The organism is Geobacter metallireducens GS-15 (genome assembly GCF_000012925.1).
Classification (GTDB): domain Bacteria; phylum Desulfobacterota; class Desulfuromonadia; order Geobacterales; family Geobacteraceae; genus Geobacter; species Geobacter metallireducens.
Window position 1 is genome coordinate 1,590,355 of the sequence record NC_007517.1, and the last position, 19,232, is coordinate 1,609,586.

At 57.1% G+C, this 19,232-nt stretch carries 18 protein-coding genes and 1 tRNA gene; 18 read left to right on the forward strand and 1 reads right to left on the reverse strand.

Annotation, left to right across the window (positions count from 1 at the left end):
• Positions 1-74: 74 nt before the first annotated feature.
• The 6 genes from GMET_RS19275 to GMET_RS07200 are packed head-to-tail and all read left to right on the forward strand — an operon-like array spanning position 75 to position 9,167.
• The gene (locus GMET_RS19275) at positions 75-443 is read left to right on the forward strand and encodes a DUF6538 domain-containing protein (RefSeq protein ID WP_390138422.1); all 369 of its coding nucleotides are present in this window, start codon (positions 75-77) and stop codon (positions 441-443) included.
• A complete protein-coding gene (mutS, locus tag GMET_RS07180; protein WP_004511644.1) occupies positions 422-3,040 on the forward strand; it encodes a DNA mismatch repair protein MutS in 2,619 nt (872 codons plus the stop codon). Before GMET_RS19275 ends, mutS begins: the two co-directional genes overlap by 22 nt.
• A 1-nt stretch (position 3,041) precedes the next feature.
• Positions 3,042-4,313 carry an N-acetylmuramoyl-L-alanine amidase gene (locus GMET_RS07185; RefSeq protein WP_004511643.1) on the forward strand — a complete coding sequence of 424 codons (1,272 nt, stop codon included), beginning with the start codon at positions 3,042-3,044 and terminating at the stop codon, positions 4,311-4,313.
• A 12-nt stretch (positions 4,314-4,325) separates the two neighbouring features.
• On the forward strand, positions 4,326-7,025 hold the full coding sequence (gene glnD, locus GMET_RS07190) for a [protein-PII] uridylyltransferase (RefSeq protein ID WP_004511642.1): 2,700 nt from the start codon (positions 4,326-4,328) through the stop codon (positions 7,023-7,025).
• Positions 7,026-7,032: 7 nt separating this feature from the next.
• Positions 7,033-7,920: a site-specific tyrosine recombinase XerD gene (gene xerD, locus GMET_RS07195; protein WP_004511641.1), complete on the forward strand. Its 888-nt coding sequence runs from the start codon at positions 7,033-7,035 to the stop codon at positions 7,918-7,920.
• 47 nt (positions 7,921-7,967) lie between these two features.
• A complete protein-coding gene (locus GMET_RS07200) occupies positions 7,968-9,167 on the forward strand; it encodes a cofactor-independent phosphoglycerate mutase (protein WP_004511640.1) in 1,200 nt (399 codons plus the stop codon).
• A gap of 68 nt (positions 9,168-9,235) precedes the next feature.
• Here the strand turns inward: GMET_RS07200 and GMET_RS07205 are convergent, their stop codons facing one another.
• Positions 9,236-9,808, reverse strand: coding sequence for a Slp family lipoprotein (locus tag GMET_RS07205; protein WP_004511639.1), 573 nt, complete (start codon positions 9,806-9,808; stop codon positions 9,236-9,238).
• 240 nt (positions 9,809-10,048) lie between these two features.
• On the opposite strand from GMET_RS07205, the gene GMET_RS07210 reads away from it, so the two are divergent.
• From GMET_RS07210 to lexA, 12 genes are all read left to right on the forward strand, one after another.
• The gene (locus tag GMET_RS07210) at positions 10,049-11,401 is read left to right on the forward strand and encodes a UDP-glucose dehydrogenase family protein (protein ID WP_004511638.1); all 1,353 of its coding nucleotides are present in this window, start codon (positions 10,049-10,051) and stop codon (positions 11,399-11,401) included.
• Positions 11,402-11,413: 12 nt separating this feature from the next.
• Positions 11,414-12,355 (forward strand): UDP-glucuronic acid decarboxylase family protein, encoded by a 942-nt coding sequence (locus GMET_RS07215; RefSeq protein WP_004511637.1) that lies wholly within the window; start codon positions 11,414-11,416, stop codon positions 12,353-12,355.
• Between the two features lie 14 nt (positions 12,356-12,369).
• On the forward strand, positions 12,370-12,702 hold the full coding sequence (locus GMET_RS07220) for an FtsB family cell division protein (RefSeq protein ID WP_004511636.1): 333 nt from the start codon (positions 12,370-12,372) through the stop codon (positions 12,700-12,702).
• A 50-nt stretch (positions 12,703-12,752) separates the two neighbouring features.
• The gene (locus tag GMET_RS18770) at positions 12,753-12,908 is read left to right on the forward strand and encodes a hypothetical protein (RefSeq protein ID WP_004511635.1); all 156 of its coding nucleotides are present in this window, start codon (positions 12,753-12,755) and stop codon (positions 12,906-12,908) included.
• Between the two features lie 17 nt (positions 12,909-12,925).
• Positions 12,926-14,614, forward strand: a complete 1,689-nt coding sequence (gene argS, locus GMET_RS07225) for an arginine--tRNA ligase (RefSeq protein ID WP_004511634.1) — start codon at positions 12,926-12,928, stop codon at positions 14,612-14,614.
• A gap of 12 nt (positions 14,615-14,626) precedes the next feature.
• A complete protein-coding gene (locus GMET_RS07230; protein WP_004511633.1) occupies positions 14,627-15,430 on the forward strand; it encodes an SPOR domain-containing protein in 804 nt (267 codons plus the stop codon).
• A 60-nt stretch (positions 15,431-15,490) separates the two neighbouring features.
• Positions 15,491-15,567: transfer RNA gene (locus tag GMET_RS07235), tRNA-Met, on the forward strand.
• A gap of 201 nt (positions 15,568-15,768) precedes the next feature.
• Positions 15,769-17,115 carry a DUF6880 family protein gene (locus GMET_RS07240; RefSeq protein WP_004511632.1) on the forward strand — a complete coding sequence of 449 codons (1,347 nt, stop codon included), beginning with the start codon at positions 15,769-15,771 and terminating at the stop codon, positions 17,113-17,115.
• Positions 17,116-17,246: 131 nt separating this feature from the next.
• Positions 17,247-17,393 (forward strand): DUF456 family protein, encoded by a 147-nt coding sequence (locus tag GMET_RS19280; protein ID WP_420794819.1) that lies wholly within the window; start codon positions 17,247-17,249, stop codon positions 17,391-17,393.
• A gap of 51 nt (positions 17,394-17,444) precedes the next feature.
• Positions 17,445-17,984: a hypothetical protein gene (locus GMET_RS07245; protein ID WP_337998866.1), complete on the forward strand. Its 540-nt coding sequence runs from the start codon at positions 17,445-17,447 to the stop codon at positions 17,982-17,984.
• Positions 17,985-18,122: 138 nt separating this feature from the next.
• Positions 18,123-18,383: a GIY-YIG nuclease family protein gene (locus tag GMET_RS18305; RefSeq protein WP_011365827.1), complete on the forward strand. Its 261-nt coding sequence runs from the start codon at positions 18,123-18,125 to the stop codon at positions 18,381-18,383.
• A 242-nt stretch (positions 18,384-18,625) separates the two neighbouring features.
• Positions 18,626-19,231, forward strand: a complete 606-nt coding sequence (gene lexA / locus GMET_RS07250) for a transcriptional repressor LexA (RefSeq protein WP_004511630.1) — start codon at positions 18,626-18,628, stop codon at positions 19,229-19,231.
• The last annotated feature ends 1 nt before the right edge of the window (position 19,232 follow it).

A 19,232-nucleotide genomic window follows, 5' to 3' on the forward strand; every position in this document is an offset into this window, starting at 1 on the left:
AATAGCAGCAGAAAAACAGAGCCTCTTAGCTCTGGGTATACAACTAGGTATACTAAGGAGCGAGAGGCTTTGTCATATCCAACACACCTCAAAGGGTCGGTAGTCGCTTTTACCACAAAATAAAGGTGCCTGCCGACCTGTCCCATCTTCTCCCAACCCAGTTCATCAAGAAGTCTTTGCAGACTAGTGAGCTACATCGAAGCGAGCATGCTGTCGAGGGAATGCTCATGGACATCCATGGCTGGCACAACGATGAACCAATAAGAGACAGTCGCTACCTCCAAAACAAAAAGCTGACCATCGGGTCGGCTTTATTGTTCGTGAACTGCAAGCCCACTTTCGTTGCGGGTTTTGGTTTTGCAAGGTGCGTCAGTTTCTGCTACGATACCTTCCCAATTCCTTCAACACCAAGGCTTTACCGATGTCAGAACTCACCCCGATGATGCGCCAGTATCTGGAGATTAAGGCCGACCATCCGGACTCGATCCTCTTCTTCAGGCTCGGCGATTTCTATGAGATGTTTCTCGATGATGCCGTCAAGGCTTCGCGCATCCTTGACATAACCCTCACTTCCCGCGGCAAGGGGGGAGACGGTGCCGATGTCCCCCTGTGCGGCGTTCCGTACCACTCGGCTGCTCCCTACATTGCCAAGCTCATCGAAGCGGGGGAGAAGGTGGCAATCTGCGAGCAGGTTGAGGATCCAAAGACCACCAAGGGGATCGTGAAACGTCAGGTAGTCAAGGTTGTCACCCCCGGCCTTGTCGTGGAGTCCGAAAGTCTTTCCCCCAAAGAGAACAATTTTCTCCTCTCCCTCTTTGATGGCAATAATGGGCGCTGGGGAGTGGCGTATCTGGATATATCAACTGGCGAGTTTCGGCTGACCGAGGTGGAGGGCCACGATGCGGCCTGGGGTGAGGTGGCCTGCGCCAATCCCCGGGAAATCCTCGTGCCCGCGTCTTTTCGCGAGAATATGCGAGGTGAGGGGCGGGGAGACCTGGCTGCAGGCCGGACGTTCACCTACGTGGATGACTGGGTTTATGACCGTGACTACACTGAGAGGCTCATCAAAAACCATTTTGGTGTTGCATCGCCCGGTGCCTTGGGTTGTGACGGATATGCCGAAGGTCTCCAGGCGGCAGCTGCTGTCCTCCACTATCTCCAGGAAACCCAGAAGGGAAGGGTGGACCACATCAGGGAACTCCGCGCCTACCGGACCCAAGAGTTCCTTGTCCTGGATGAAGCCACCCGACGCAATCTGGAACTGACCGCCACCCTTTCTGAGGGGAAACGGCGTGGGTCGCTTCTCGGCCTGCTGGACCGTACGGCCACTGCCATGGGGGGGAGAAAGCTCAGGCAGTGGATAAACTATCCCTTGGTAATTGTCGAAAAAATAAAAGAACGCCAGGATGCAGTCGGTGAGCTTGCCAATGATCCCGCGTTGCGTGCTGGCATTCGGGAGGCCCTTGAGGGGGTCTATGATCTTGAGCGCCTCAACGGGAGGATCAGCCTGGCCAGTTCAGGTGCCAAGGATCTTGTTGCCCTCAAGGCATCGCTCCAGAGAATTCCACCTCTGTTGAGCCTGCTTGAAAGCACGGGCACGGCACTTCTGGGTGAGTTATGCAAGGGCATTGACCCGATGGATGAAGTGGCGGAACTGATCGGCCGAGGCATCGTGGATGATCCCCCCTTTGTGTTGCGCGAAGGGGGCATCATTGCTGACGGTTACCACGCCGAACTGGACGAGTTGCGCGCCATCAGCCGCGAGGGTAAGGGGTTCATCGCCCGCCTGGAAGCAAAAGAAAAGGCACGTACCGGCATCACCTCTCTCAAGATTCGCTACAACAAGGTCTTCGGGTACTACATCGAGGTCACCAAGACGAATCTTGGGTCCATCCCCGAGGACTATATCCGCCGCCAGACCCTTGCCAATGCCGAGCGTTTCATTACCCCTGAGTTGAAGGAATACGAGGAAAAGGTTCTCGGGGCCGAAGAGCGGATCGTGGAGCTGGAGTATTCCCTCTTCCAGCAGATCAGGCAGAGTGTTGCCGCTGAGGGAGAGCGGCTTGCCCGAACGGCAGACCGCCTCGCCACCCTCGATGTGCTGGCATCCCTTGCCGACGTGGCCCATGAGCGCAATTACTGCCGGCCAGGTATCGATGACGGAGACACCCTTTCCATCTCCGAGGGGCGCCATCCCGTTGTGGAGGCCCTCAACGTTTCCGAACGTTTTGTTCCCAATGACGTACTCCTGGACAATGGCGAGAATCAGCTTGTCATCATTACCGGCCCCAATATGGCCGGTAAGTCGACCTTCATGCGTCAGGTGGCCCTCATTGTCCTCATGGCTCAGTTGGGAAGCTTCGTTCCTGCCACTGAGGCCCGAATAGGCGTGGTGGACCGGATTTTTACCCGCGTTGGTGCTTCCGACAACCTGGCCCGGGGACAGTCCACCTTCATGGTGGAGATGATGGAGACCGCTGCCATCCTCCGTAACGCCACGCCGAAGAGTCTGGTGGTTCTGGACGAGATCGGTCGCGGCACCTCTACCTTCGACGGGGTCTCCATCGCCTGGGCCGTGGCTGAGTATCTCCACGACACCGCGCGCTGCGCCGCGAAGACCCTCTTTGCCACCCACTATCATGAGCTTACCGAGCTGGCCGTGACCAGGGGGAAGATAAAGAACTGCAACGTGGCTGTTAAGGAGTGGAACGATCAGGTTATCTTCCTGCGCAAGATCGTCGAGGGGGGGGCTTCACACTCCTATGGCATCCAGGTTGCAAGACTTGCGGGGCTCCCGATTGAGGTCATCGAGCGGGCCAAGGAAATTCTCCATAACCTTGAAAAGGGAGAGTACGTGGAGGGGGGAGTGCCGCGGATTTCCCGGGGAAAGAGGGCCGCTGCACCTAAGTCGTCGCCCCAGCTCTCCCTCTTCGAGCAGGGTGACGATCTTCTCCGGCAGCGGCTGACCGGGTTGAATATCGCGGCACTCACTCCCCTTGAGGCGCTCAATATTCTCGATGAGTTAAAGAGGATGGTCTGACGTGAGAATACAACGATGGTTACGGATAGTGCCCCTTCTCTTCGCCCTTGCAGGAGTGCTGTTTCTTTTTTCTTCTGCCGAGGCCAAGGAGGTGCGCCGCGTTAAGGGCTCCAGCGTTAAGGCAACGGCCGTGGTGAAGGAGATGCGTCATTGGTCGAACCCCGATTATACCCGGATTGCCATCACCGTCGACCGAGAAGCACATTTTGAAACCCACCAGATCAAGCAGCATCCGGGCGATGCTCTTCCGTCACGCATTTACCTCGATATAACCGGCGCCAGGGTTGGACCCGGCGTACACGACCTTCAAATAGCCGATCAGCAGCTGAAATCGGCAAGGGTCGGCCAGTACAAGCCGGATGTGGTGCGGGTGGTTCTCGATGTTGACCGGATCAAGGAATTCAAGGTGTTTTCCCTCTCGGACCCGTTCCGGATCATCGTCGATGTGAAGGGAGAACGTCCCCTGGAATTCGCGAAACTGACGGAGCAGGTCCAGCCGGCACCGGCGCCGACAAGTGCTGCCGAGACGAAAGCCGCCGATACCAGTGATGAAAAACCGAGCCCCAAGCCAGTAGCCAAATTCAAGCCGGGAAAGATTCGGCGGATTGTGGTCGATCCGGGTCACGGCGGTCACGACCCCGGAGCGATTGGCGCGGGGGGGACCCAGGAAAAGGACGTTGTGCTTGCCCTCGGGCTCCAACTGGCGGCGAAGATTCGGGAAGAGTTGGGCATTGACGTGGTCATGACCCGTTCAACCGATGTCTTCATCCCGCTGGAAGAGCGTACCGCCATCGCCAACAAGGTGAATGCCGATCTCTTCGTGTCGGTCCATGCCAATGCATCCCTCAACCGCGGTACTTCGGGGATAGAGACCTATTACCTCAATCTGGCCAAGACCGAGAAAGCTGCCCAGCTTGCTGCCCGGGAAAACGGCACATCCCTGGACAAGGTGAGCCTTCTGCAGGCGATTCTCTTCGACCTGATGGCCAACTACAAGCTCAACGATTCCGCCCACCTGGCCGATGAAGTCCAGAAGGCCCTCTACAAAAAGATCAACGGCCACTATCCGGGAACACGGAACCTGGGGGTCAAGCAGGGGCCATTTTACGTTCTTGTGGGTGCCACCATGCCGAGCATCCTCGTGGAGACGGCTTTCATCAGCAACGAAACCGAGGAGGCCCGGCTTCGGGACAAGGCCTTTCTTGATCGGGCTGCCGACGGCATTGTGGATGGAATTAAGGGGTATATCCGTACAATCGGCACCGGGCGATAGGTAAGGGATTTTATGGAATTCAACATTGACCGCTACTTTCCCGACACCTCTCAGGAGACTGGTGATGCCGGCCGTGCCTCCTTCGAGGAGAAGCGTCCCCTTTACCTGGCTGCGAGCAAGCACTTCCTGAACCACTACCGGGAAGAGATCAGGGAGATGCACAATGCCGGCACTCAAGGAAGCGTCGTGGTGCGTAACCTGACTGCCATGACCGATACCCTGGTCCGCAAGCTCTTTCGCAGCATAACAAGGGATGTGGCCCAGAGGGGGCGGGTGAGGGAACCATTGACCCTGACTGCCATCGGTGGTTATGGACGGGGAGAGCTCAACCCCTACTCGGACATCGACCTGATGTTTCTCTACGGCGGCAAAGACCAGGCCCGGGTTGAGGATATCGCCCAGAAGCTCCTCTATTTTCTGTGGGACATGCGGCTTGACGTTGGGTACTCGGTGCGTACCCTGCAGGATTGTGTGGAGATGGCTGCCTCCGACTTGACGGTGCGGACGGCTCTGCTCGATGCACGCGTCCTTGCCGGAAGCCGATTGCTGTTCAAGGATTTCGAGAAGGTCATGCTGACCCAGATCCTTTCCAAACGGAGCGACTCCTTCATTAAGGAGAAGGTTGCGGAACTGGGGAAGCGGAGGGAGAAGTACGGCTCGTCGGTCTATCTCCTCGAGCCCAATGTCAAGGAGAGCGAAGGGGGGCTCCGGGACCTTCACACGGCACTCTGGGTGGCGAAAATCAAGTACAAGATTTCCGATATCCGCGAACTGATCGTCAAGGGGGTCATGACCGAGGAGGAGGTCTCGGTTTACGGCGAGGCGCTTTCCTATCTCTGGCGCATCCGGAACGAACTCCATTTCCATGCCGGCCGCAAGAACGATCAGCTCACGTTTGATGCCCAGATCAATCTGGCCGGGTTCTTCGGCTACAAGGACGTCGGAAAGTCTTTGGCAGTGGAAGAGTTCATGCGTGACTACTACCTCCATGCAACTCGGGTCGAACATCTTTCTTCCTCTCTCATCACGAAATGTTCACAGCGGGAAGAGAGGGCGCTGAAGATCATCGGCTACTTTGTCCGACGGCATGTGGGTGAGGGTTTTTACATCATCAAGGGTGAGTTGGTGATCCCCGACGAATCGGTGATCCACAAGGAGCCGGCCCGGCTCATGAAAATATTCGAGTATGCCCAGAAGCATGGCGTTGCCATAAGTGTCACGGTGAAGTCGCTGATCCGGAAGAATCTTCACCTCATTAACGACAAGTTCAGGAGAAATAAGGATGTCAACCAGTCATTCTTTGCGATCCTCCGCAGCGAGAAGGGGGCCTCCGAAACTCTGCAACTCATGCATCACCTGGAGTTCCTGAACCGTTTCATCCCCGAGTTCGGCAATATCTACTGCAAGGTTCAGCATGACCTCTACCACATCTACACCGTTGATACCCACTCGCTTTTTGCGGTGGAAGAGATTGAGAAGCTGTTGCGGGGAGACCATGCCGAAGATCTGCCGCTTCTTACCCGGCTTGCCAGGGAGGTGGACAAGAGGGAACTCCTGATCCTTGGGGTACTTTTCCACGATATCGGCAAGGGGGAAGGGGGGGGGCATGCCGACAAGGGCGCTGACATGATCCCCACCATTGCCCGCCGGATGGGGCTCTGCAAGGAGGATTCGGAACGGCTCGAATTCATGGTGCGGAGCCATCTCCTCATGGCGCACATCGCCCAGCGCCGTGACCTCCATGATGACAAGATGATCATCCAGTTTGCCCGACAGATGGAGAAGAGTGAGAACCTCAAGATGCTCTACCTTCTCAGTTATGCCGACATACGAGCTGTCGGGACCGATGTCTGGACCGAGTGGAAGGCGATGCTCCTCCAGGAGTTGTACGAGAAGAGCTTCAACGTGCTGGAGCGCGGCGATTTCCGGCTGGAGGCCAGGAGTGAGCGGGTCAAGAAGGTGAAGCGGAACGTACTGGAGCTTCTTGGCGACGAGTACCCAGTGGCTGCAGTGAAAGAAGAGCTGAAGGCGATGACCAACCGGCATCTTCTCTCCAATGCTCCGCAGGTCATCGCCGAGCATGTGAAGCTGCTCCTTGCCCTTGAACACGAAAAAATCATCACCCGTCTCGACCATGAGTCCGACGGGGGATACTCCAATTTCACCATCTGCACCCTCGATGTACCGGGGCTCTTTTCCATGATTACCGGCGTCATGGCCGCCAACGGGATAAATATCCTCGGTGCCCAGATTCATACGAGTTCCAATGGCAAGGCGCTGGACATCCTGCAGGTGAATTCACCCCAAGGCTTTATCATAACCGACGTGGGTCGGTGGAAGCGGGTGAATGAGGATCTCCGGCAGGTGCTGACCGGCAAGACCCCGGTGGCCTCGCTCGTTGCAAAGCGGCAGCGGCCGACACTCCTTGCTGAAAAGGCAAAACCCCGTTTTTCCGCGCGAGTCGAAATCGACAACGAGGTGTCATCGGACTATACAGTCATCGACATCTATACCCATGACAAAGTGGGAATCCTTTACCAGATCACGAGCACCCTGACGGAACTGGGGCTCTACATCGGTGTCTCCAAGATTTCCACCAAGGTGGACCAGGTGGCCGACGTCTTCTACGTGAAGGACATATTCGGCCACAAGATCACCAATCCGGAGCGGCTCGAAGAAATACGGGAGAGACTTTTGAAGGCCGTGGAGTGAGGAGAACGTGAACCAGTACCTCGATCTCTTTCTGAATTACCTTCTTGTGGAGAAGGGGCTGGCGAAAAATTCCCTCGATTCCTACGGCCGCGACATGATCCGGTATCTGGATTTTCTTGAGAAACGGAATTGTGGTGAACCGTCTGCGGTGCGTCCCGTGGATGTGGCGGATTTTCTGGCCCATCTCAAGGATTGTGGTCTCGCCCCCCGAAGCAGAGCCAGGGCCTTATCCGCCGTCCGGATGTTCCACCGGTTTCTCCTGGTGGAGGGGTATGCCGAGGCGAACCCCACCGCGATCATCGAGGCGCCCAAGACGTTGGCCAAGCTTCCCCAGATCCTCGCCGGCCGGGAGGTCGAGGCGCTTCTGGCTGCTCCCGGAAGTGACAGTGCCCAGGATATGCGGGACCGGGCCATGCTGGAGCTTCTCTATGCCACGGGGCTGCGGGTCTCCGAACTTGTGGGCCTCGGTTTGCGCGATGTGAATGTAACCGCGGGATACCTCATGGCTTTCGGCAAGGGGGGGAAGGAGCGGCTCGTTCCCATGGGTGAATCCGCCTGTGCAGCAGTTTCCCGTTATCTTGCCGAGGCGCGTCCCGAAATGGATCGAAACGGCGACAACGCCTATCTGTTTCTTACCCGGCTCGGAGACCGGATGACGCGGCAGGCGTTCTGGAATATAATCAAAAAACGGGCCATTGAGGCGGGAATCAGAAAAACCATTTCTCCCCATACTCTGCGCCATTCGTTCGCAACCCATCTGCTGGAGAACGGCGCAGATCTGCGGAGCGTGCAGGCAATGCTCGGCCATGCGGACCTCGCGACGACACAGATTTACACCCACGTGACCCGGGAGCGATTGAAACGCATCCACGAGGAATACCATCCACGGGGATAGGGCGGGTCGGTGCAGACAGGAAAACTCACTCAGGAAAGGACAGGGCAATGAAGTATATCGTGCTCCTCGGCGACGGGATGTCGGACGAGGCCGTGAAGGATCTGGACGGAAAGACACCACTGCAGGCTGCCAAAACGCCGCACATGGATGTCATGGCCCGGCGGGGGAGGATCGGCCTCGCTCACACCGTGCCGAAGGGGCTCCCTCCGGGAAGCGATGTGGCAAATCTCTCGGTGTTCGGCTATGACCCGCGTACCTGCTATACGGGTCGATCACCCCTCGAAGCAGCAAGCATGGGGGTTCAACTCGGGCCCGATGACGTGGCGTTCCGGGTTAATCTCGTGAATCTCCTGCCGACCAAGGGGACGCTCGTCATGAACGACTACTCGGCGGGGCATATCTCCACCGAAGAGGGACGCGAACTCATCGAGGCCATCCAGCAGCAGATCGGCGATGACGAGTTCCAGTTCTACCCCGGCGTGGGATACCGCCATCTCATGGTATGGCGCAACGGCAAAAGCGGCATGTCCGCCACCCCTCCCCATGACATCTCGGGGAAAAGCATCCTCGACTACCTTCCGAAGGGAGAGGGGGCCGACAAGCTCATCTATCTGATGAACTCCTCCCAGATGATACTCAACAATCATCCCCAATACCGGCGGCGCCTTGAAGCAGACAAGATCCCGGCGAATTCCATCTGGCTCTGGGGGCACGGCAAAGCACCCCGGATGGAGCCCTTCAAGGAAAAGTTCGGCCTTGCCGGGGCGGTAATTTCCGCGGTCGATCTCATAAACGGTATCGGCATCGGAGCGGGCCTCGACGTGATTCGGGTCGAGGGGGCCACCGGTTACCTGGACACCAACTACGAAGGCAAGGTCCAGGCAGCTCTTGAGGCCCTGGAGACCCATGACTACGTGTACCTTCACGTTGAGGCGCCCGACGAGGCTTCCCATTCGGGGAACCTTTCCCACAAGCTCCAGGCCATCGAAGATTTCGATGCCAGGGTTGTCGGCCCCATCATGGAAGGGATCAGGCGTTTTGGTTCGTTCCGGATACTCTGTACTCCCGATCACCCGACTCCCCTCAGGCTGAAGACACATACGGGCGCGCCTGTGCCCTTCATCATCTACGATGGAGGAGAATCGGAAGATGATTCGATTGCGGGCTATGACGAAGATTCGGCCCGGACTTCCGGCCTGGTGCTGGAGGAAGGGCACCGGCTCATGGAGCTTCTGCTTGAAAGGTGACCAGGCAGGATGTTGTTAGGTGAGGAGAGAGACAGGGCGGGTTATGGGATCCGCCCTGTCCTTTTGCGTCACCAGCGCCGGTAAACCGGCCCCAGGGGGCGGTACCAGTACGGCCCGGGCCAGTATCCGTAGTAGTAGGGATCATAAAAGGAGTAGGGTGGCGGAGTGGGGTAGGGGTAGCCCTTCTCGTAGTCGTAGCTTTTCCAGACGTAAATCTCTTTGATTGCGAGGACCGGATAGGTGTACTCAACTTCGTCGACCGGCATTACTTTTTTGCCCTTCACTTCCCCGACCAGGGTAACGAGGCGATCCGGTTTATAGATCATGCTGTCGAGGAACGATTCGGAAATGGCGAGAAACCTTCCCTCGGAGCGAAATGTATCCTCCGGCATACCCGTCTTGTCGAGAGCAACCTGCATTATCTCCAATTGACTTCCTGTGGTAGTGTTCTTGACCCCGACAATTACCCCTCCCAGTTGCACGTACTTCCCGACAAACGCATCGGGTTTTTCTTTGAGCATGGCGTAGGTAATGGTGGGGTCAACCAGAGACCGTGACTGCTCACTGATGACATGGGCACACCCCGATAATGACAAGGTTGTGAGCAGGATTATAAGGATTGATATTCTCTGCAAATACATCGTGGCCCCTCCCGGTGGAGCGACATTTTCCGCCCCTCTGCTGTGTTGCTCGAACATCCTCGCCTGTCCGGGACGTCCAGCAGTCTATGCACTGACATGAATCAAGATTAGCTCCGGTCAGGTGAAAGTCAAATTAGCCGTGGAGGTAGGCGTGGATACCATTTCTGAGGAAAATCACTGGAAGTTTCAGCGTTTTTTATGATATGTTGAAACGCTAAATTATGTCTGAGGAGTTGCATTGTGAAAATCTGTGTCATTGGCTCCGGGTATGTGGGCCTTGTCGCTGGAACCTGCTTCGCCGAAAGCGGCAACACTGTCATTTGCGTTGATGTTAACCAGGAGAAGATTGAAGGACTCAAGCAGGGGATTCTCCCCATATACGAACCGGGCCTCAAGGAGCTGGTTCTCCGCAATAGCGCCGAGGGGCGCCTTTCCTTCACTACCGACCTGGCGTCAGCGGTGAAGGAATCACTCATCTGCTTCATAGCCGTAGGGACACCGCCGGGGGAAGACGGTTCGGCCGATCTTCAGCATGTTCTTGCCGTGGCCCGGGAAATTGGTCGCAACATGGAGGGGTTCAAGATCATCGTCGACAAGTCGACGGTACCGGTTGGCACCGCTGATAAGGTGAGACGGGCCGCCCAGGAGGAACTCGATCGCCGCGGTGCCGCCTACGAGTTCGACGTGGTGTCGAACCCGGAATTTCTCAAGGAAGGCGCCGCAATCGACGACTTCATGAAGCCCGACCGGGTCGTTATCGGTGCCGACAATGTCCGTACCGCAGAGATCATGAAAGAGCTCTATTCCCCTTTCATGAGAAAGACCAACCGCCTTATCGTCATGGACGTCCACAGCGCCGAAATGACCAAATATGCCGCCAATGCCATGCTCGCCACCCGCATCTCGTTCATGAACCAGATAGCGAACCTCTGCGAGCGGATGGGTGCGGATGTGTCAGCCGTGCGCGAGGGGATCGGATCCGATTCTCGGATCGGCTACGATTTCCTTTTTCCCGGCGTCGGTTACGGCGGCTCGTGCTTCCCGAAGGACGTGAAGGCCCTCATCAAGACCGCCGAGGAATGCGAGTACGACTTTGTCCTGCTGAAGTCGGTGGAGGAAGTCAACGAACGGCAAAAGGCGATCCTCATAGACAAAATGATCGCCCATTTCTCCCGGGACAACGGGGCGTCACCCCTTGCAGGAAAGACCATCGCCATCTGGGGGCTCTCGTTCAAGCCCCGCACCGACGATATGCGCGAAGCTCCCTCCATCGTCATCATCAGCAAGCTCCTCGAAATGGGCGCCACGGTCCTGGCGCACGATCCCGAAGCGGTCAAGGAAGCGAAAAAGATCTTCGGCGACCGGATAACCTACACCAGTACCAACCAGTACGAGATTCTCAAGGGGGCCGACGCGCTCGCCATCATTACGGAGTGGAACGAGTACCGCAACCCTGACTTCGAGCGCATCAGCGCAAGCCTCACCGCCCCGGTTATCTTCGACGGCCGGAACCTCTACAATCCGCGGCGGATGAAGGAGATCGGCTTCACGTACCACTCCATCGGCCGTAACGGTTCGGCCTTTACCGGTTAGCAGGAGCAAGCAATGCGTGTTCTGGTAACCGGCGGGGCAGGGTTCATTGGCTCCCATCTGTGCGAGCGGTTGGTCAGTGACGGCCACGAGGTTCTCTGTGTCGATAACTTCTTTACGGGGAGCAAACAAAACATCCTGCCGCTCTTGGGAAACCCCCGTTTCGAGTTGATCCGCCACGATATAACCGAGCCGATTCTTCTGGAGGTGGACCAGATATATCATCTGGCCTGTCCCGCTTCGCCGGTCCATTATCAGTACAACCCGGTGAAGACCATCAAGACAAGCGTCATGGGGACCATCAACATGCTTGGCCTCGCCAAGCGGGTCCGGGCGCGAATCCTTCTGGCCTCCACCTCTGAAGTCTACGGCGATCCCCAGGTGCATCCGCAGCCCGAGACCTACTGGGGGAACGTTAACCCCATCGGAATCCGCAGCTGCTACGACGAAGGGAAGCGGGTTGCGGAAACCCTCATGATGGATTACCATCGCCAGAATGGTGTCGACATCCGCATCGTCCGGATTTTCAACACCTTTGGCCCCCGCATGGCCGAGCATGACGGCAGGGTGGTGTCGAACTTCATTGTTCAGGCTCTCAAAGGGGAAGACATAACGGTCTATGGCGACGGCAGCCAGACCCGCTCCTTCTGCTATGTGAGCGACTTGGTGGAAGGGCTTGTCCGGACGATGTCATGTGAAGGCTTCACCGGTCCGGTCAACCTGGGCAACCCCGGTGAAACTACTATCCTGGAATTTGCCCGGCGCATAATCGCACTGACCGGTTCCCAGTCGCAGATTGTTTTCAGGCCTCTCCCGTCGGATGACCCCAAGCAGCGCCAACCCGATATAACCCTCGCCCGGACGACGCTTGGATGGGAGCCTATCGTGCCCCTGGAAACGGGTCTCACAAAGACAGTTGATTATTTCTCCGGCCTCGGTGCCGGTTCGGGTTCATGACCAAAGGAGGAAGCATGCGGAAGCGGATGTACCTCGTCCCTGCCGGCTGCATACTCTTCATTCTCTTCTTCACCGTTTTCGGCGAGCGGGGACTTCTGCGCATCTACCACCTGAGCAGGGAGAAACAGGAAATTGCGGAGAAGGTGACCGAGGTCAGGGGTGAAAATGAGAAACTCAAGCGCGAGATAGAAGCGCTCAAGACCGACCGGCGTTACCTGGAAAGCATTGCCCGAAAGGATTTCGGGCTTGTGCGGCCCAATGAAGTCGTCTATCAGTTCCCGTCGTCGGACAAGGCCCAGGCCAAGACTCAGCAGCCGGTTTCATCGGCGGTCGAGAAGAAGCGATAGGGTGAGCGGAGAGAATCCGCTCTTTCCTTTTTGTCATCAGGAGATTAACCATGAGCAGTTCAAAGAGGCAGGCATGTGTCGTCTGCGCCTGGCGCGAAACATGTGCGAAGAAATTCTGCGTCACCGATGGCGGCGCGCGCTGTCCCGATTTCAGCCGTGACGTTTCCATTAAGGTTCCGGACGAAGAATCGGATGAAATACAATGAGTCAACTGGAGGGAACAATGAAGGATAGGGTTCGTTCTCTGGTCGCCGAGGGAATCGAGCGGTGTTTTGCCGACGGCTCTCTTGCCTCGAACCAGATGCCGGCCATAGTCATAGAGAAGCCGGCCCATGCCGAGCACGGCGACTTTGCCTGTACCGTCGCCATGTCCATGGCGAAGGCCGAGCGCAAGGCGCCGCGGGTGATTGCAGAGACAATCGTCAAACATATTGAAAATGGTGAAAGTGGTATCATCGGGGGAATCGATATAGCCGGCCCCGGTTTTATCAACTTCAGAATCAAGAACGAGGCATGGAGCAGAACGCTTGCGGTCGTGGAGGCGGCAGGGGCGAGCTTCGGGCGCAGCTGCGCGGGTGAAGAGCGTAAGGTGCAGGTGGAGTTTGTGAGTGCAAACCCCACGGGACCACTCCATATCGGCCACGGACGGGGTGCCGCCATCGGTGACACCATCTGTCGCCTTCTGTCAGCTTCCGGATTCGATGTGACCCGTGAGTTCTATTACAACGATGCCGGTGCCCAAATCGCCAATCTTGCGCTTTCCGTTCAGTCACGCTGTCTCGGTATTGAGCCGGGAGACCCCCGGTGGCCGGCCGATGGCTATCAGGGCGACTATATCAAGGACGTGGCCCGCTCCTATCTCAATCGCGAAACCGTAGATGCCGGTGACCAGCACGTCACTGCCGCCGGCGACCCGAATGACCTTGACGCGATCCGTCGCTTTGCCGTGGCCTATCTGCGGCGCGAACAGGATCAGGACCTCCTGGCCTTCGACGTGCATTTCGATGTCTACTCGCTTGAATCGAGCCTTTATACCGAAGGTCGTGTTGAAGAGGTAGTCAGGCGTCTGATCGAGAACGGCCATACCTTCGAGCAGGACGGCGCCCTCTGGTTGCGGACCACGGACTTTGGAGACGACAAGGACCGGGTCATGCGCAAGTCGGACGGCAGTTACACCTACTTTGTCCCCGATGTTGCCTACCATCTGGCCAAGTGGGAACGTGGCTTCACCCGCGTCATTAACGAGCAGGGAGCGGACCACCACAGCACCATAACCCGCGTGCGTGCCGGTCTTCAGGCCCTCAATGCAGGAATCCCTCAAGAGTGGCCCGAGTACGTTCTACACCAGATGGTTACGGTCATGCGCGGTGGTGAAGAGGTGAAAATATCCAAGCGCGCCGGTAGCTATGTTACGTTACGAGATCTGATCGACGAAGTGGGCCGTGATGCCACGAGATTCTTCTTCCTCATGAGGAAACCTGATTCTCAACTGGTTTTCGATATCGATCTGGCCAAACAGCAATCACTCGAAAACCCGGTTTACTACGTCCAGTACGCCCATGCACGGATCAGCAGCATCTTCGAGGCCGCCTGTGACCGTGGAATCAGCGTTCCGTCCTTCCCTGATGCCCATGTGGATCTTCTCGAGACACCGGAAGAAATTGAACTCATCAAGCTCATCGGCTCTTTCCCCGAAGTTATCGAAGGAAGCGCCTTGTCCTTCGAGCCACACCGGATCACCTACTACCTTCAGGAACTGGCAGGGGCTTTCCATTCTTTTTACAATAAAAATCGCGTCATAGGCGAAGGGAAGGAGTTGAGTTCGGCACGGCTCTTCCTCCTCAAGGGCGTTGCTCAAGTACTGAAGAACGGGCTTGCACTCCTGGGTGTCTCGGCACCGGAAAAGATGTAGCTGGAAGGGTTTATGGTCCTTGATTATCGTGAACGGAAACCGGTCAACAAAAACCGGCCAAAATCGAAACCCGTCGGCCTCTTTGTCATAGCATTCGGCCTGGTTGCAGTCTGCTCCTTTGCCCTTGGTGTTCTGACGGACCGTTTTCTGCTTTCTCCTCGCAGCCTTAAGGTCGAAAATGCCCAGGCACCCCCTTCTGTCGCGCCGAAGAACGGCCCTCAGGAGCAACCCTCTTCAACTGCCAAGGATTCGGTGACCGCCAAACAGGGTGCAGCCCCTGCGCTTCAGGAACCATCTCTGACTTTTTACGAGACGTTACCCAAGGGCGGAAAAATTATTCTCGGGAGCGGCATGAATCCCAAAATGCCAAAGGTGCTAACCGCATCCCCCGCAAAAACAGCCACTGAGGCTTTGCCAAAAAATGACCAGGTTTTGCCGCGACAGACAGAAGCTGTGATGGTGCAAAAAGCCGACAAACCTGCCATTCCTGTCTCATCTCCAGAGAAAAGTGCGGCTGCAGATAATGCTGAACGCCCGAAGGCGGCCGGCGAAACAGCCAAAGAAGTATCGGCGAAAAAAACTGCGGTATCCAAGGGGAAATTCTCCGTGCAGGTGGTATCCGCAAGGGAACGCAAGGAAGCAGACGCCATCAAATCGGGGTTACAGGAAAAGGGGTTTGCTGCCTATGTTGTTGAGTCCGTCGTTCCCGGTAAGGGGACATGGTATCGCGTACGGGTGGGGAAACAAATGGATCAGTCGGCTGCCGCGAAGCTTGCAAAACAGCTCGGTAAGGCAGCAATAATAATTCCTGAATAGTAAGAGTGATTTTTTTATTGACTCGAGATCGTGCTCATAGTATAAACAAATCTCTTGTGACGCGGGGTGGAGCAGTCTGGTAGCTCGTCGGGCTCATAACCCGAAGGTCATAGGTTCAAATCCTATCCCCGCAACCAAACAATAACAGGCGCTTAGCTGAAAATGCTAAGTGCCTTTTTTGTTGTCCTGACGCATGTTTTGCTTTGGGTGGCAAAATAGATAGTTGCGAGTCCTACTCCTGTCAAGGCAATCCACCCCTTGGACTGAGTGAGCCGGTCCACGTACCGCTCCCAGAACTCGGCAATCTCAGGGGCCCGGAAGAGTGAAGGACATCTCCCATGAATTCTGACCGCAAACAACGGTTGCTGACGCTGACCCCGGAGCGGCTGGCGGACGCCCTGCTGGAACTGGCCGCCCGCGATGATGCTGCCGACGATCTGGTGGAACGGATGATCGCTACCCCCTGGGAAAATATCGAGCGCTTCAGGAAAAGACTGGCCGGCATCAAGCGCAGCCGCCGCTTCATCCGGTGGGGTGAATCCGCGGCCTTTGCCCGTGAACTGCTTGCCCTCCTGCAGGATGTACAGGCGGGAGTCTCCGATCCCCGCACGGGCGCCGAGCTGGTTGCCGCCTTCTACGAGTGCGACAAGGGGGCCCTGGGAAACTGCGACGATTCCAGCGGCCATGTGGGTGATGTCTTCCGGCATGATGCCAGAGAACTCTTCGTCCACTACGCCTCCCGCTGCGACGAGAAGGAGTGGCTGGGGGATCTGGTTTACAAGGTGAGCCGTACCGATGACTATGGGGTGCGGGATGCCTTGGTCAAATGCGCCATCGACTATCTGCCGGAGCCGGTCATCCGGACCATGGTGAAACGGTTTCAGAAAATGGCCGACGGCGAGAGCGACGAATACCACAAACGGCACTGGCTGGGGCTGGCCGAGTCCCTTGCCCGGCAGCTCAAGGATGCCCCCCTGTTCGAGCGGACACGGCGCGCCTCGTGGGGGAGTCTCTCCACCGCAGCCTGCGTCGACATAGCCCGGGTATATTTGGAGAGCGGCGACGGGCAGACGGCCCTGGCGTGGCTCGAGAAGATTCCGGTGACGGAGAACTTCATGGCGGAGGATCGGGACTCGCTGCTGCTGGAGGTCCATGGCCGACTGGGGAACCCAGCTCGGCAGGCCGACGTCGCCTGGCGGATCTTCAGGCGTCACAGAAGCCTTGCCTCCCTGACGCGACTGCTGGACGTAATCGGCAGTGACCAGAGGGATGCCGTAGTGGCAGGGGAAGTTGCCGCCATTCTCGGGGAGGATCGGTTCTCTCCGGGGGATGCCGCCTTTCTGGTGGAGGTCGAGCGCCCCGACGACGCGGAAAACTATCTCCTCAGGCATGCCGACGCGCTTAACGGCGACGACTACAGCGGGCTTCTCCCCCTGGCCGAGGCCATGGAGCAGAGCGGTCGCCACCTCTGCGCTTCCTTGCTGTATCGGGCACTGCTCGATTCGATCCTCCGCCGGGCCCAGACCAAGACCTATCCCCACGGTGCCCGGTATCTCCGCAAGCTCGATAAACTCGCCGGGACCATTACCGACTGGCGCACCTTTGAGTCCCATGACTTTTACAAGGAGAATCTCCGGCTGAACCACGGCCGGAAAAGCAGTTTCTGGTCCCGTTACGGGGAGTAAGGTTGGTGTGATGATTCTCGGCAGGAGGAAGAAACCGACTGTGGTGGTTCCAGGCGGGCCATGGATGGCGCTGCTCTGGGTGGCGTTGTCGGTTTGTTTCTGGGGATGCCAGGTATTATACTCGGCCGGTAATCGGTGAACTTTCACTACAACTCAGACTGAACGAAGCGAGTCGGGTTGGTTTTGGCACTGTGGTGGGCATGGCAATTGGCGTGGCCGGCAAGTTGGCCATCGGCTTCGCCATGATCGGACTTTTTCTCGTGAAGTGGTTTATATGAAAGAATTAATGGTGGGTTTTAATGATTCCTAGAGTCCCCTCACCAGCGACTATGCTGTCAGTATTGAAACTCTTCCTCATTCCGGTCGGTGGCGGGATACCCGCCGGCGTCATGCTCGCCCAGACCAAAGGTGTGGCGTGGCCTTTTACGACACTGCTTTATCTGGCATCGGACATCATCCTGGCGCTTGCCTTTGAACCGGTTCTCCGGTTGCTTGCCTTCATCTGCGGGAAGGTTTCCTTTTTATCCCGGATCGGTGCGGTTATGAAAGCAGCGACAGCCCGCAGCGTCTCCCATTTCAGCGGTACTGGCGCAGGTCCGATTGCTCTCATCATGATTGCCTTCGGCGTTGACCCAATGACAGGTCGGGCCTCGGCTCTTGCGGCCGGACACGGCATTATCGCAGGGTGGGCGTTCGCCATTGCTGGGGACATGATCTACTTCGCGGTTATCGCGATCAGCACCCTGCGTCTCAATTCCTATATCCACGACCCTAACATTACGATGCTGATAATCCTTGTTGCGATGTTCTGCGTTCCGGCCTTGGTGCGCTTCATCCGTTCCAAGCTGGTCATCCTGCAGAAGGCGTAGCCATGGGAGAGCTCCGCGCAGTCCCAAGATCGGTATGGCAATTATCGGTTAGCACAGAGCGTTGGAAACGGCGGTGAGTAATCTCAATCCCAATCGGAGACTGATCAATCTGACGACCAGATTGGCGGGTGTTTAAAAGTGAGCTGGCAGGTTTACATAATCCTTTGCTCCGACAATTCGTTGTATACCGGGATTACTACGGATCTTGACCGGAGGTTCCGCCAGCATGCAGGTGGGACTGGCGCAAAGTATTTCCGGGGACGGCGACCGCTGCGGGTAGTCTATCTTGAAAACGACCACAGCCGCTCGTCAGCCGCCAGCAGGGAAGCGAAGATCAAGGCCATGGGCCGTACCGAGAAAATGAATCTGATCACCACAACGTCTTTGCGGGCAAGGTAAGTACATGTGTAGGTGTGTAGCCGGGTAAGAGGATAACATGGCCGGACATGTCGTTGTCGGTACCGACGTGCGTCGATAATGAATCAAGACAGCTTTCGACATGGTCAACAATTTTCTCTCTGGCCACGCCATGCGTAATGCTCAAGCTCTTCCAGGGGTAACCTCCCTCACACACCACCCGCTTGACACGCTGCTCCTCTGGTGATAGGTTGGCACATGTGAACCTATAGAGGAGCAGCGCCATGGAAGAACTCACCCCTCGCCAGAACGAAGTCCTCCGATTTCTCGAAGGCTACCTCACCCAATACGGCTATCCCCCAACCATGAGGGACATTGCCGCCCATCTGCGGATAAGTGGCACCCTTGGGGTATCGAAACACCTCACCGCCTTGGAACGCAAAGGGTACATCCGCAGGGACCCTGGCAACTCCCGCGGCATTTCCCTCGTGGGCCACGGATCAAAATCGGCATCGCTCCCGATCGCTGGCGTGGTGCGGGCCGGCATGCTCCAGCCGGCCATCGAGGATATCGAGGGGTATCTGGCCATCGACCAGGCCCAGCTCAAGGGGGGAAAGTTCTTCCTGCGGGTGAAAGGGGACTCCATGGTGAACGCCGCCATCCTCGACGGCGACCTGGCCCTCATCCGTCCGCAGCCCACTGCGGAGAATAACGACATCGTCGTCGCCATGGTCGACGGCGAGGCGACCCTCAAGGCCTTTTACCGGGAGCGGGGACAGATTCGCCTCCAGCCCCGCAACCCGAACATGGAGCCGATCATCATCCGGGAAGGGGAGGGTGAGGTCGCGATCGTCGGCAAGGTGGTCGGGATCTTCCGGACCCTGGAATAAG